We start from the raw sequence: 14,259 nt of genomic DNA, 5'->3' as shown, positions 1-14,259 counted from the left end.
GGGTTTTACACTTTTATGACACGGCTAATACGGCGTTGAGCTTGCTCTAAAGCTTGCTCAGGTGACATTTGGCCTAACATGGTCATTTGTAAAAAGTCACCAAGGATGCTTTCTACTTCTGCCCAGTTATGAATACGTGGGCGAGCCTTGCCGGTAGTTAGTGCTTTAGCTTGTTGCGGGTACCAACGGTACTTGCTTACAACCTCAGCATCGTTGTAGATACTCTCGCGTGTAGGAGGGATGCCATAATCTAGCGCCAAGGTTTTTTGAATTGCTGGGCTGGTGGCAAATTTTAAGAACGCTGCCGCTTCGGTTTTGTTTTTGGCGTCAGCTGGGATCGCCAGTTGCCAAATTCCTAACATAGGAGCCGGTGCACCTACTTCTGCTGGTGGGGCCATAATTTCCATATCGCCCACCACATTAGACATTTCTGGGTTATCTAAATTAGGCACCCATGCTGGCCATACTTCAATTGCCATGGCGGCGCTGCCTTTTTGTAGCGAGTCGCGCACCTCATCGGCGTTGTATACGTCAACCCCACGTGGTGCATATTGTTTCATGGCTAAAAAGGCAGTTAGAGCTTGTTTGGCTTCAGGAGTATTCAAGCTGGCTTGGCCGTTAGCGTCTACTACATCGGCGCCGTATCCCCATAAAATAGGTAAAAAGCCAGTTACAATTGGGTTGCCTTTCACCCCTCTAAATACAATGCCGTTAGTATCTTTGGCGCTGTTGGCGTTTATTTTTTTTGCTGCGGCTAATACTTCTGACCACGAGCTTGGTTTTTCAATGTTGTTGGCATCAAATACCGCTTTGTTCCAGGCGAACATAGCGACATTGCCTACCATAGGCATGGCGTACGCTGCGCTGTTTGCGTTTGGGTAGCGGCCAATATCAAAGGGCGCTTGAATAAAGTCTTTATCTTCAACTTCTTTAGGTAGGGCGGTAAGCCAATTGTTTGATAAAAACTCTGGAGCCCAGGTATCGTCCATCAAAATCACATCGTAGTTGCCGGTTTTTTCGCGCATCGACAAACTAATGCTCTCGTATAAACCTTTGCTTGGGCGCTTAACCAGTTTGATATTGGTGCTAGGGTGGGCTTTTTGATATTCATCCACAATGTGTTGCATAGCCTGCCCATAACTACTATCGCGACCGGCAATAACTAATTCTGTAGCGGCACTGCAAAAGGTGGCACTGGCTAGGGCTGTTGCCACAAGTAAGCGTTGAAACATGCTGTATTCCTCGTCCTTTGAAAATAAATAGTGTGATTGCACGCGCGTTCATTTTTCGTTATCCAAGTTAGTCAGCGAAAATGTCAATTGCATGACAGCAATATGAAACTTATGGTCTGGCTTGGTTTTGCTAGATAAAAGAATGAGGAAATGTTGAGGGCTATGAGCCTTGCCATAGCTTATTCGCTCGGCGGTACACGCTGTTTTTATATACTTGGTAAGAAAAACATCATCGATTGGTAAAGAAAGTTTCGGTTAGCCTTCACCGAACAGTCATGATCTGAGAGGTAATTTAGTGTTCCTTTTTTGAACGCGAGTGCAAGGATGAACACATGATTAAATCTATTACTGGTTTAGCGCTTTTGCTGAGCAGCTCTTGGTTATTAGCGGCGGCGCCCTCAGTGACGCTAATCGATCCTAATCGAGATCGCTTTAATGATATTTACTACATGCAACAGCACAATACTCAAGACTACAGCAATCAGTTAACTGATTGGTTGAACTACGGTTTTGGTGCGGTAGAGCTGGATGTCATCGATCGAGGGCAGTGGGAAAACGAGGCTCTAGGCCCTTATGTTTCTCACTCTAGTAGCCCAGGTAAACGCAATTGTTCTGGCGGCAGTAATACCCGCCTAGGTGATTGTTTTAACGATATAAAGCAATGGATTGATAGAAATAACTCAAACTTTCCGGTAGTTGTTTTAGTGGACATGAAGGTGAGCTGGGATCCTGCCAACGCCTGGAACCATGACGAAGTAGCATTGTTAGATGAATGGATGTCTAACCATCTTGGATCTTACCAATATCGCTTTTCTAATTATTTACAAAACTACCTAGTGCCTAAGGCTAGGCAAGCTAATTCTAGTCTTGCTAATTCGCCTGCCAAAAATGTTAGAGCATTAAGCAAAGCCTATGGGTGGCCACTCATTAAAGATATGCGTGGCAAAATTGTAGTGGTGTTAACTGGCGGAAAAATTGGCAGCAAAAATCAAAACTTTCGCTCTGGCTGGGATTGGTTGTGGAATAATCGCGGCGTTTACCCTGCAAGTTTTATGTGCCCTGAAGGCAGCACCGTTGACCATGTAAAAGTAGGTGGTAGCTTGAGCGGAATTTCTCGTGATGATTCGCAACGTTTTATTTGTAACAACATGGCTCAAACCAAGCATTACCAAGAGGTCGCTAACGAGGTAGCAAATAACAAACAAATGATGCATTTGTGGGGCACCTCGCCAGCCGCACCCGATAGTTTTGAATACAACTACGCCGCAGTGGCGCATGGAGTTCAGTTTATCAATCGAGAGAAAAATACTCCGCAGCAGCACACAACTTGGAACAATAGCATTCCTCTAGTGGGTGTTAGACGATCAACTCCTGGTTTTTTTCAGCTTTATAATGCTCAGTCACAACGCTGTTTAGCGGTTAAAGACGGAAGTTATCGCAAAGGTGCAGCCTTGGTGAACGAAACCTGCCGTAACACCGCTAGCCAGCAGTTTGTTTATACGGCCGAGTCACAGTTACGGCCTAAAGGAAATGCCAGTTACTGCGTAGACGTTGACGGCGGACGTGCAAGAAATGGCGCCAAGTTACACTTGTGGACTTGTGATGGTGGCGACAGCGAGCGTTGGTTACTTAAACAAAATGGCAGCTTTACCAACAAACATAGTAGCAATGGCGGCAACAGTGGCAATGGCTTTTGCATGGATACCAACAACGGTGGTTTACTCACCCAATATCATCTTTATTCGTGTAATAGCTACAATGCCAATACACGGTTTGAGTTACGCCCAGTAAGCCGTTGGCAAACCACTCACTAGTGGTATTTGCTTAGCAAGTTAAAAGGCAGCCGTGTTGGATTAAAGGCTGCCATAGCCAATTAGGATAGGCAGTTGTTAAGTAAGTGACTACTCTGCGTGTTAGCTTGTGGCATTTATTGAGGGGCTAGCGCTGGCATTGTCTACAATGACGCACTTTTTACGTATTTCAGGTAGTTAACATGAGCGACAACAACGCTAAACCTGCTTTGCCAGATCATCTTGCGGGCAACCCTCGCAGCCCTTTCCATGTTGCCGAGTGTTTCGAGCACGACATTGGCATTAAACTTAATGGCAAAGAGCGCACCGACGTTGAAGAATACTGTATTAGCGAAGGGTGGGTAAAAATCCCTTCACCTAAAGCTAAAGACCGTGTTGGCCAGCCAATGCTCATTAAACTTAAAGGCGAAGTGGAAGCGTTTTACAAGTAGGCCCGCTACCACAAATAGGTAAGCCATAGTGCTGTTAAGCCATAACGCCTTAACAGTACTATGGCTTTTTTATTGGCTAAAGCAGCCGATAAAGATTAAAAGTGATAATCTGCATTTTATTAGCTTGTTCCGAATAAGGATAAGCTCTTAGATGAAAAAATTGTCCTCCAAATTGCAGCGATATATTCAAAGAGAACTTAGTGCAACTATTTGAAACACCAAGGTTGGTAGTAAGGCCATTATCTTATCAAGACCTTACGGCTTTAGCTGAAATACTACGTGACCCAGAAGTTATGAAGTATTCAGTTCGCGGAGTCTGTGATGAAGACGCTACGCGAGACTTTATAGGCTGGTGTTTAAAATGCTACTCATCTCATAGGCTTGGCCCATGGGCTTTGGTTGAGAAAATATCAGATAAGTTTATAGGCTTTTGTGGAGTTTCACCTGAGATAGTCAGCGGCGTTGAGGAGATCAACTTAGGCTACCGTTTAGCACGTTCATATTGGCATCACGGCTTTGCAACAGAAGCGGTTAAAGGTGTAATAGAATATGTTTTCGAGCAAGAAAGGCGTGAATCCGTAGTTGTTCTTATCGAACCAGAACATGCTGGGTCAATTAGGGTGGCAGAAAAGGCTGGATTCGTTGAATACAGTCTTCAGCAATTTCATAAGCGACAAGTGCGCTTGTATCGAATGACTCGTCAACACTGGAAATTGCGCAATTGATTGTCGTGGCGAACGGTGTCGCGAATTTTTATCTGTTGTCTATTAAGCGATGTGATTTGTTAAACAAGAATTGGTTGAATACAAAATGATGAAAAAGTACATCTTATTAACTTTGTTGAGTTTTTCGTTTGCCATTGGAGCAGCGGATGAACCTCTTGATTGTGAGAATGCTATTTCTACCTTCGACACTAATCAGTGTGCTGCTATTGAGTTGGAAGCGGCAGATGCAAAGTTAAGCCAGTATTTGCAAGCTAGCTTTAAGCACAATGCTTATGATCCTGAGTTGATCATTGCTATTAAGGCAGCTCAAACGGATTGGAAAGCTTATATGTCTTCTCATTGTGACTCTATTTATACACAATGGCGAGAAGGGTCGATTCGAGGTGTTATGGCTATCTCTTGTAAAACGGCCTTAACTAAGCAGCGAACTCACGATATTTGGTCAAACTTTTTAACTTATATGGACAGTACGCCCCCAGTTTTACCCGAGCCTAAATAAGCTGCAGCTTTTCACATTTATCTCAATCAGTTAACGCAAGCACCACCTTCACCTCTACCCCGACCCCGACCCCAATAGTGCCTCTGGCTTAAATGTTCTGTTGACCTAGGTAGAGTGTTTATTCTACCATCGCAGGTAGAATGAACACTCTACTTGAGAACATCAATGCTTGAACAACAAATTGCCGAACAACTTGAGCGGGCATTTAGTGACTATGGGTTTACCGAGCCTAGTGTGGCTAAGTTGCAAAAAGCCTCTGGGGTAAGCTTGCGAACCTTATACCGTTATTACCCTTCTAAAGAATCGATGGTAATTGGCGCTTTGCAGCATAGACATGCTCGTTATATTGAGCTGCTTTCAGCTGAGCAAACAAACTCGCGAAAAGACAATCTGTTAGCAATATTTAGGCAACTAGAACAGTGGATGCAAACACAAGCACCCAGCGGGTGCATGTCGATGAGCGCATTGGCAGCATACCCCGATAACACCTTAATTAGCGAAGCAGTAAAGCAACATAAGCAAGATTTGTTAGCCCTGTTTGAAACGTGCTGTGGCGATGAAGCGCTAGCCATGCAGATCTTTTTGCTGCACGAGGGCGTAAGCGCTGCTTGGCCGGTAATTGGTGCTCCCAGCTTTGAAGCTGCTCAACTCACTTTAGAACAACTTTTAGGTAATTCGTAATGACAACTCTTCCAAAAGTAATGTGTGCCGTGCATATGACCGGTCACGGAGATACCGATAAACTGAGCTATCGCAGCGATGTAGCAATGCCAATTATTGGCGCGCGTGATGTATTAATTAAAGTAGCGGCCGCCGGGGTAAACAATACCGACATTAATACCCGTATTGGTTGGTATTCGAAAAGTGACAAGGCCGAGGACGCCTCTTGGTCGAGTGAGGCTTTGCAGTTTCCGCGTATTCAAGGTGCCGATGTTTGTGGTTACATTGTGGCGGTAGGTGAGCAGGTTGATCCGAGTAGGGTAGGAGAGCGGGTACTTATTGAGCCTTGTTTAACTGAGGTGAATGGCAAAGCGCTAGAGCAAGCTTGGTATTTTGGTTCGGAGTGTGATGGCGGCTTTGCCGAATACACTAAAGTAGCGGCTAGCCATGCCTACAAAATAACCAGCAAATATAGTGATGCAGAGCTGGCGTCGTTTCCTTGCTCTTACTCTACCGCAGAAAACTTACTGACCCGCGCTAAGGTGAAACAGGGTGATAAGGTATTAATTACTGGTGCTTCCGGCGGTGTTGGTTCGGCGGCCATTCAATTGGCTAAAGCACGTGGTGCGTATGTGCTTGCGCTGACTAGCCCAAGCAAGCAGCAAATGATTGAAGAGCTTGGTGTTGATGAAGTGGTACTGCGCAGCGACAAGCTTAGCGATGTGATGTCCGCAAACAGTGTTGACGTAGTCATTGACCTAGTTGCGGGTAGTTTATTTCCTCAGTTGCTTGAGGTTTTAAGGCCAAAAGGCCGTTACGCGGTATCGGGCGCGATTGGCGGAGCCATGGTGGAATTAGACGTTCGCACCTTGTACTTAAAAGACTTAAGTTTCTTTGGTTGTACCGTGATAGAGCCGGAGGTTTTTGGTAATTTGATTGCTCACATCGAGCGCGAAGATATCGCGCCGCTAGTTGCGCATACTTACCCATTAAAAGAGATAGTGGCTGCGCAAACCACCTTCTTAGAGAAAAAATTCTTAGGTAAAATTGTGCTAACGATGTAGCTAGCTACGCGCTATACATTTTGTTTGTCTATTAAGTAAAGCACTTAATCAAAAAGCCCCGAAGTAAAGTTGCTTCGGGGCTTTCGGATCTGCAGAGCGTTACTAGCTTTTGAGTTAATGAGTTAAAGGCTTAAGTGCAAAATGGGGAAAGGTTTTCCCATGTCATCAAGCGGGGAGCGAGAGACAAGCTTAAATCCCATATGTTGATAGAAACCTACCGCAGCTGGGTTTTGTTCATTCACATCTACTTTAGTGCAGTTTAAGGTGTCGATAGCATATTGCAGCAGCAGTTTACCAATGCCTTGCTCACGAGCAGAATTGGCAATAAACAGCATTTCAATTTTTTCATCGGCAGCGCCAACAAAGCCAATAATAGCACCCTTGGCATCTTTAACGCAGCGTAGGGCTACAGCAGGAAAGGCCTGCTCAAGGATGATAGGTTTAAAAAACTCAATGTCATCTTCTGTAATGAAGTCGTGGGTTACTCTCACAGAGTCTTCCCAAAGACTAAGCATTTCAGCGTAATCTTCAGCAAGCACATTTTCTACAATCATTATCTTGCTCAATATTTTTAATCAATTCGAACGGCCAAATAAACCGTATTTTTACCCGCCAATATTAGCAAATAAATGGCTGTGAGTGATAAGTATCGGGTTGGGGCATGGCTGATTGATTAGGAGGCTATTTGCTTTACCTAGTGTTAACAAATCTAATGCGGATATGTCGTAAACCATTTTTATCACTAACGCTTTTTAATATAGGTATTCCGTTATTTTACAAGCGAAGCCTTTGTTGATCCGCGTCAATTCATTTACTGCTCTGTGCTAACGCAAACTAGAGGTATTAAAAAACCAAGGTCAAAAGACCCAAGCACCCGTGGAGCGAGTGATGATAAATATCCCACAAGTAAAATTAGGTATTGTTGCGGTAAGCCGTGACTGTTTCCCTCTTTCATTGTCTGAGCAACGCCGTAAAGCGGTGGCTGCAGCCTGTATAGAAAAAGATATTGAAGTGGTTGAGCTACAAACCATTATCGAAAATGAAAACGATGTAGTGAAGGCGCTGGCCGAAGCGAAGCAAGCTGGCATTAACTCTTTGGCTATTTACTTAGGTAACTTTGGCCCAGAAGGACCACTAAGCATTATGGCGCAGCGATTTGCTGGCCCAACTATGTTTGTCGCTGCCGCCGAAGAAGCCACCGCTGGCCTTAAAGATGCGCGCGGCGATGCTTATTGTGGGGTGCTTAACGCCTCTTACAGTGCGGGGTTGCGCAACTTGGCCGTACATATTCCAGAGTACCCAGTAGGCACGCCTACTGAAGTTGCCAGCATGATTGGTGATTTTGTGCCGGTAGCTCGCACCATACTGGGTTTGCAAGGCTTGAAGATTTTCTCGTTTGGCCCACGACCACAAGATTTTGTGGCTTGTAACGCGCCAATTAAAGCTTTGTTTGATCTTGGCGTAGAGATCATGGAAAACAGTGAGCTTGATTTGCTGGATATCTATCAAGCTGCCGAAGGCCATGCCGACATTCCTAAAATTGTTGCCGAGATGGAAGCGGAACTTGGTGATAACAACCCATACCCAGATTTGTTACCTAAGCTTGCTCAGTATGAAGCTGCCTTGCTAGATTTTCATGCGGCTAATATGGGCGCGTCTACCTTTGGTGTGTTTGCCAATAAGTGTTGGCCGTCGTTTGAGAAGTTCTTTGGTTTTGTGCCATGTTACGTAAATGCACGTTTAGCGCAGCGCGGTATTCCGGTTGCTTGTGAAGTGGATATTTATGGTGCGCTGTCTGAGTACATGATCACCTGTGCCACTAATCACCCTGCTACCTTGTTAGACATTAACAACACTGTGCCACAAGATATGGTTGACGCTAGTGCAGCGGTAATGGGTAACTATACGGCGAAAGACCTATTCATGGGCTTCCACTGTGGTAACACCGCGCCAAGCTGCATGAAAAACTCGCAACTTCGTTTCCAAAAAATTATGCATAGCTTGATGGAGCCGGGCAAAGAGCCTGATATCACTCGTGGCACCTTGGAAGGACAAATTAAACCGGGTGAAATAACCCTATTTCGTTTGCAATCCACCGCTGATACTAAGTTACGTGCCTACGTTGCGCAGGGTGATATTCTCGATATCGACCCGCAATCGTTTGGTGCAATTGCTGCCTTTGGCATTCCTGAGATGCAACGTTTTTACCGCCATGTATTGGTTGAGAAACGCTATCCGCACCACGCTGGTATTGCTTTTGGCCATGTAGCTAAAACGCTGTACCAAGTGCTTAACTTATTGGGCGTGTCTGACATCGATTACAACCAGCCTGCTCAAGAGCGTTTTCCAAACGAAATCCCAAGTGTGTTTTTATAAACGCCTAAATAGGTAAAATTGCAGTCTTGAAAGCCGACCTTAGTCGGCTTTTTTGTTTGACTTATCTAACTTAAATGAGCAGATATTAAACTGTAGAATACATCTAAATTTGCTTATAGTTAGCTTGTCCATTTGGTTCGGCGTAGGGATAAACTAATGAGCAAGCTAAGTAATCGTATAAGTTTTTTATGGCTTTTTGGGGGTGTACTTGCAGCAATGCTTTTTACTCGTGAGCTTAATGCGAAGCCGACTCAACACGCCAGCCAAGATTACAACTTACAAGTAGAGGCTCTCACTCAACTGCCTGGTGTGCCTTGGGGTATGGCTTGGCTTAATGCCGATACATTGGTTATTACTTTGCGCCATGGTGAGTTAGTAAGTGTTAACCTTACTCAAGCTAAACAAGGGAAGAAAGCCTGGAAGAGCATTGCTGGTTTACCGGCAATTTGGGCGCAGGGTCAAGGTGGATTGTTAGATGTTGTACGTGGACCCGATGGAAGCTTCTATTTTACCTACAGCAAGCCACTCAATGGCAGCGGCGTAACAACCCTAGCTAAAGCGCAAATTAAGCAAAATGAATTTGGCCAAGTGATGATGAGTAACTGGCGAGATGTGCTCGTTACCAACTCTGCAGGTTCTACTAATCGCCATTACGGCAGTCGAATTGCGTTCGATGAATCTTATCTGTATTTCTCTGTTGGAGATAGAGGAGAGCGTGATAATGGCCAGAATACCGCTAACCATGCGGCCAGCATTATTCGACTAAATCTTGATGGTAGCCTACCAAGCAACAACCCTTTTGTAGCTAATAGAAAAGTAGCCGACGCTATATATAGTTACGGTCACCGCAATCCTCAAGGTCTCGCTTATGATACAAAGCACCAGCGCCTATGGGCCATAGAGCACGGCCCACGTGGTGGTGATGAGCTTAATTTAATTGAAGCAGGCGCTAACTATGGTTGGCCGATTACCTCTCATGGTAAGGAATACTGGGGGCCGTTAAAGGTTGGCGAAGCAGAAATAAAAGAAGGAATAAACTCACCCTTAAAAGTGTATGTTCCCTCTATTGCGCCTGGTTCATTAATGCTTTACTTCGGCGCTGCTTTTCCGGCCTGGCAAGGTGACTTATTAAGCGGAGCATTAAAGCTACAGCACATTAACCGCATCATTATGGATGAAAACGGTATGCCCGTTGGTGAAGAACGTTTACTTGAAGACTTGAATGAACGGGTGCGCGCACTACTTAGCGATAGCCAAGGAAACATCTATTTTAGTGGTGATAGCGGCAATATCTACAGGCTTAGCCCATTGGCCGTGCCTTAAATCTGTTTTTCAACATAGAGCCTTTGTGTAGTCTAAGCCATAGTATCGACAGATATTTTGGCTACTAGCTGAGCCTTGCCATGCAGTGTTAACCAACAGAGTATTGAAGATTAGCCTAGCGGGTTCGACCGCAACTAATAACTCTTCAGTGGCTCGTGCCAATATCTCAAAATCTTGAGGGTTAATCGGCTGAATACGAGAATAAGTTGATGACTTATTGCGTGAGTAGTATTGGCCAAATATACGTAAAAATGCAGAAAGCTGTTGGAATAAGTTGCGTTTTAAGTTCTCTAAATTTGAATCTTGGAAAAATGGCGGCTGGCAAACAATTTGAGAGATACTGTCGATAAATTCAGAGCTAAACTGCTTGGTTATGTAGGCATTTTCAGTAACAAATAAGCTTGCTTGTTCAGAGTTATTTCGGTTGCCACTTAAAGCATTAATTAGTTGGCTTATACATTGTTCATCATTGGCCGATAGCTGGGTTTGAGCGGTTTGGTTCAAACATGAGAGCTCAGGGTAAAATTGACTAAGTAAGGGCTTATTTTGAGTGATCTTATTTTGAATTTCTGGCCAAAAAATAATGCTGATAGATAGCTCTTGGCTAGATATAGATTCAATATAGTTTTGTATATGTGTGTCTCTATCGTGGCTTACGGCAAACACATAGTCACGATACTTTTGCTGGTCATCTTCAGGCCAAAAGCGACCATCTTTAAACTTGCTTAGTTCAGCATCAATAATTTGCTGAGTGATAATACTGCTTAACAATTTGCACTGTATTGCTGTTTTAGTTTCAGAACAAAATACATCCACCCCATCTTGCTTCTGCCCATTACGCCCATAACGCTGAAACGTTGGAAAAACAGCTGTTTGTGAACTGTTATAAACAGCTGTAACCATGTCTTCAAATTCATCGTCGCTGCGGGGAAGAGGGAGTTTACTAGCTTGAAATGTAGGCATTATTCATCACTGTGGTTACCTGAAAAATGGCAATATATCAAATTGAGCAATTACCAACATCACTCTTTACAGCAACTGTTAAGCCGCTTGGGCAAAGCTGTTTAACAGAACTTCAGCCACTGCTTTCGCGTGTTTTGCTGATGCCGAATCGTTAGTGGTGTGAGCGCCTACTATCGCGCCATCGGCTAAAATAGCTAGCTGTTTGGCAGTCTCTAAAGGTTGGGTGAGTGCTAACTCACTTAACTGTTGTTCGATAAGCTTTATCACCAAGTTTTTGTGTTCGGTGCAGGCAATATGTACCGGATTATCCGCTTGATGGTATTCGGCAGAGGCATTAATAAACATGCAGCCAAAAAAGTTATCTGAGTTAATCCAACTATCAAGAGCATCAAAAAAGGCCATGATGCGGGCAAACTGTGGCTGGCACTTTTGCTGGGGAGCAAGATGTTCAATGCTGTTTTCTAAAAGCGCTAACAGCTGCTGATCACGCCGATATAGGCAAGCAACGATAAGATCTTCTTTCGACTTAAAATGGTTATACAAGGTTTTTTTGGCCACACCTGATTCAGCCAAAATGGTATCAATACCCGTAGCTCTAAAACCGTGTTGGTAAAACAGCCCTTGGGCGGTGTCGATAAGTAAATCGCGTTTAGTACTGGCCATAATGTTTCCTGATTGCTTCGTGATAAGTATACCGCTCTGTCTCCTGATTCGGCAAGCTCTCTGGCTCACAAATTTTTCAAATTTAAATTATCTAATTAAAACAGCTTGTTAGCAGGATATTCAAATTTGTCTCTGCCCTTTTGATGATATTTTTATTGACATGGACAGACCTGTCTCCTAATTTAGGTGGAAAGTAGACAGACTTGTTTACTTTGCTAAAGCGAAGTCATCAGGGTTGTCAGCCAAGAATGTTTAATCAACTAAGGATAAGGTTATGTTAAAGCTTTACGATTTCGAGTTGTCTGGTCACGCCCATCGAGTGAGATTGATGCTGGCTTTGCTAAAACTGCAGTATCAAAAAATTCCAGTTAACTTAGCGCAAGGAGAGCACAAACAAAACGCTTTTCGCTCGATTAATCCTTTTGCTCAAGTACCAGTACTGGACGACGATGGCTTGGTGATTCGAGATTCCATCGCCATTATCATTCACCTTGCCAACACCTATGCGCCGAGCTGGAACCCGAAAAACAGCGAACAACAAGCGCAAATTCAACAATGGTTGGCGCTAGCTGCACGCAACCTCGCCGAAGGGCCAGCTCGCGCTCGTTTAATTACTGTATTTGGCGTCAAGTTTGATCAAGAGGCAGTCATTGAAGCCAGCCACCAAATGCTGTCGATTATTGATGGTTTGCTTGAAGGTAAAGCGTGGATGGTAGGTGAGCGAGCTAGCATTGCCGACGTAGCATGTTACTCCTACATCGCTCATGCACCAGAAGGCAAGGTTGAGTTAGATGCATACCCAAATATTTTGCGCTGGTTAGCGAATGTAGAAGCGCTTGATGGATTTGTTGCAATGCAAAAAACACCCTTAAAAGAAGCCGTTTAAGTTAACGCAAATAGCTCGGCGTTTAGCGATGTAAACGCCGAGCTAGCCTAAAAATTGCTTAAACAGAACGCATTCAATGAATTACGACTCAAATATAGGAAAACAGTATGACCATAGAGCAACGCCTTCCATTACCGCCGTTTAATGCCGACACAGCTGCACTAAAAGTGCGCATGGCTGAAGATGGTTGGAATTCACGCAACCCAGAAAAAGTGGCTTTAGCCTATACCAAAGATAGCCAGTGGAGAAACCGCGATAGCTTTATTGAGGGCCGCGAGCAAATTCAGCAGTTTTTAAGCGAAAAGTGGGAAAAAGAGCAAGCTTACCGTTTGATTAAAGAATTATGGGCCTATAGCGGTAATCGTATTGCGGTGCGATTTGCCTACGAGTGGCAGGACAAAGCTGGCCAATGGTATCGCGCTTATGGCAACGAAAACTGGGAGTTTGATGAAAATGGCTTAATGCAAAGCCGTCATGCCAGCATTAATGACCTAGCAATAAGTGAAGAAGAACGGCTGTTTCATTGGCCGCAAGGGCGCAGGCCAGACGATCACCCAAGCTTGAGTGATCTAGGTTTATAAAAATAACGGAGACATTCATGGGTGTTTTTCATCAAGGCGAATTGGTGGTACAAGCGCGTGCTGGCGTAAAAGAGCATATCGGGCCGATTGGCGACAAGTTTATTCGTGACTTTATGCCCGATCAGCATCGCGATTTTTTTTCGCAGCAAGCCTTGTTATACGCAGGGTTACTCGACAACGAGGGGCACCCATGGGCTTCACCGATATTGGGCGAGCAAGGGTTTATTAGCTCACCCAATGCTCAAACCTTGTCTATAGAAGCGAGAGCATTAATCGAGTATTCGGGGCTAGCCAGCCTAAGTGCTGGCGACAGCTTGGCTTTACTGGGTTTAGAGCTTAATACCCGCAGGCGTAACCGAGCTAACGGGCTGATTAGCTATGCTAGCGACCAGTTGCTGCGTTTTGAAGTAGAGCAAAGCTTTGGCAATTGCCCTAAGTATATTCAAAAGCGCGAATTACAGCTTGATGCTTTTGCAGGGCTAAAAGCACCCAGAGTTACTGATTTCAAAAAACTAGCATCAAACGACCTAGTATTAAAGCAACACCTAGAGCAGTGCGATACCTTTTTCATTACTTCGCGCGCAGTTATAAAAGGGCAAGCAGAAAGCGGAGGTGTTGATGTATCTCACCGTGGCGGAAAACCAGGGTTTGTGGCCATGCTCAAGCAAACAAATAGCTCCAAGCAAAGACTTATCTTTCCAGACTTCTCAGGTAACAACTTCTTCAATACCTTAGGCAATATAGTCGCCGATTCTCGAGTGGGGCTGTATATCCCAGATTTTGAAACCGGCTGTGGGTTTTGGATAAAAGGCCATGCAGAAATACTGTGGGACGAACCAAAGGAATTTACTTATGCAGGCGCTCAGCGTTATGTGCAGGTAAATATAGAGCAATGTTTGCGTTTAGATATTGCAACCTTAGTGCAGCGCTCTGACGTGGAGTATTATCCCGCGCTAGACTTTTGATGGAATAAAAGTAAGCCCTCCTTTCAACTCTGTTTGTTTTCACATTTCTTGTCCACAAGGTCTGGCATTCTTTTGTGCTG

15 protein-coding genes are annotated in these 14,259 nt (G+C 44.4%); 11 read left to right on the top strand and 4 right to left on the bottom strand.

The features are described 5' to 3' along the window. Positions 1–5: 5 nt before the first annotated feature. Complete coding sequence (locus FFR00_RS02000) at positions 6–1,232, bottom strand: extracellular solute-binding protein (RefSeq protein ID WP_137671683.1); 1,227 nt, start codon at positions 1,230–1,232, stop codon at positions 6–8. Between the two features lie 332 nt (positions 1,233–1,564). Here FFR00_RS02000 and FFR00_RS01995 point away from each other — a divergent pair, with 332 nt between their 5' ends. From FFR00_RS01995 to FFR00_RS01970, 6 genes are all read left to right on the top strand, one after another. Continuing rightward, positions 1,565–3,046: a ricin-type beta-trefoil lectin domain protein gene (locus FFR00_RS01995; RefSeq protein ID WP_137671682.1), complete on the top strand. Its 1,482-nt coding sequence runs from the start codon at positions 1,565–1,567 to the stop codon at positions 3,044–3,046. Positions 3,047–3,225: 179 nt separating this feature from the next. After that, a complete protein-coding gene (locus FFR00_RS01990; RefSeq protein ID WP_137671681.1) occupies positions 3,226–3,474 on the top strand; it encodes a DUF3297 family protein in 249 nt (82 codons plus the stop codon). A 200-nt stretch (positions 3,475–3,674) separates the two neighbouring features. Further along, positions 3,675–4,199 carry a GNAT family N-acetyltransferase gene (locus tag FFR00_RS01985; RefSeq protein WP_137671680.1) on the top strand — a complete coding sequence of 175 codons (525 nt, stop codon included), beginning with the start codon at positions 3,675–3,677 and terminating at the stop codon, positions 4,197–4,199. A gap of 85 nt (positions 4,200–4,284) precedes the next feature. Continuing rightward, positions 4,285–4,698: a lysozyme inhibitor LprI family protein gene (locus tag FFR00_RS01980; protein ID WP_235836134.1), complete on the top strand. Its 414-nt coding sequence runs from the start codon at positions 4,285–4,287 to the stop codon at positions 4,696–4,698. A gap of 165 nt (positions 4,699–4,863) precedes the next feature. Next, on the top strand, positions 4,864–5,379 hold the full coding sequence (locus tag FFR00_RS01975; protein WP_137671679.1) for a TetR/AcrR family transcriptional regulator: 516 nt from the start codon (positions 4,864–4,866) through the stop codon (positions 5,377–5,379). Beyond that, positions 5,379–6,422: an alcohol dehydrogenase family protein gene (locus tag FFR00_RS01970; protein ID WP_137671678.1), complete on the top strand. Its 1,044-nt coding sequence runs from the start codon at positions 5,379–5,381 to the stop codon at positions 6,420–6,422. Before FFR00_RS01975 ends, FFR00_RS01970 begins: the two co-directional genes overlap by 1 nt. A 122-nt stretch (positions 6,423–6,544) precedes the next feature. Here FFR00_RS01970 and FFR00_RS01965 read toward each other — a convergent pair whose 3' ends face one another. Continuing rightward, positions 6,545–6,976: a GNAT family N-acetyltransferase gene (locus FFR00_RS01965; protein ID WP_137671677.1), complete on the bottom strand. Its 432-nt coding sequence runs from the start codon at positions 6,974–6,976 to the stop codon at positions 6,545–6,547. Between the two features lie 334 nt (positions 6,977–7,310). Here FFR00_RS01965 and FFR00_RS01960 point away from each other — a divergent pair, with 334 nt between their 5' ends. Both FFR00_RS01960 and FFR00_RS01955 read left to right on the top strand, forming a co-directional pair. Then, positions 7,311–8,798 (top strand): L-fucose/L-arabinose isomerase family protein, encoded by a 1,488-nt coding sequence (locus FFR00_RS01960; RefSeq protein WP_137671676.1) that lies wholly within the window; start codon positions 7,311–7,313, stop codon positions 8,796–8,798. A gap of 156 nt (positions 8,799–8,954) precedes the next feature. After that, positions 8,955–10,121 carry a PQQ-dependent sugar dehydrogenase gene (locus FFR00_RS01955; protein WP_235836133.1) on the top strand — a complete coding sequence of 389 codons (1,167 nt, stop codon included), beginning with the start codon at positions 8,955–8,957 and terminating at the stop codon, positions 10,119–10,121. A 9-nt stretch (positions 10,122–10,130) separates the two neighbouring features. Here the strand turns inward: FFR00_RS01955 and FFR00_RS01950 are convergent, their stop codons facing one another. Next, the gene (locus FFR00_RS01950; protein WP_137671675.1) at positions 10,131–11,084 is read right to left on the bottom strand and encodes a hypothetical protein; all 954 of its coding nucleotides are present in this window, start codon (positions 11,082–11,084) and stop codon (positions 10,131–10,133) included. A gap of 78 nt (positions 11,085–11,162) precedes the next feature. Further along, a complete protein-coding gene (locus FFR00_RS01945) occupies positions 11,163–11,747 on the bottom strand; it encodes a TetR/AcrR family transcriptional regulator (protein ID WP_137671674.1) in 585 nt (194 codons plus the stop codon). A 274-nt stretch (positions 11,748–12,021) separates the two neighbouring features. On the opposite strand from FFR00_RS01945, the gene FFR00_RS01940 reads away from it, so the two are divergent. The 3 genes from FFR00_RS01940 to FFR00_RS01930 all read left to right on the top strand — a co-directional run bounded on the left by FFR00_RS01940 (position 12,022) and on the right by FFR00_RS01930 (position 14,179). After that, the gene (locus tag FFR00_RS01940; protein WP_137671673.1) at positions 12,022–12,633 is read left to right on the top strand and encodes a glutathione S-transferase family protein; all 612 of its coding nucleotides are present in this window, start codon (positions 12,022–12,024) and stop codon (positions 12,631–12,633) included. Positions 12,634–12,740: 107 nt separating this feature from the next. Next, entirely contained in the window at positions 12,741–13,214 is a 474-nt protein-coding gene (locus FFR00_RS01935) for a nuclear transport factor 2 family protein (RefSeq protein WP_137671672.1), read from the top strand. 17 nt (positions 13,215–13,231) lie between these two features. Next, positions 13,232–14,179, top strand: a complete 948-nt coding sequence (locus FFR00_RS01930) for a pyridoxamine 5'-phosphate oxidase family protein (RefSeq protein WP_137671671.1) — start codon at positions 13,232–13,234, stop codon at positions 14,177–14,179. Positions 14,180–14,259: the final 80 nt, after the last annotated feature.

Origin of the sequence: Agarivorans sp. Toyoura001, from assembly GCF_005405585.1 — a bacterium.
GTDB lineage: Bacteria > Pseudomonadota > Gammaproteobacteria > Enterobacterales > Celerinatantimonadaceae > Agarivorans.
The sequence above is the reverse complement of the archived record's forward strand: the minus strand, read 5'-3'. Positions and strand labels throughout refer to the sequence as shown.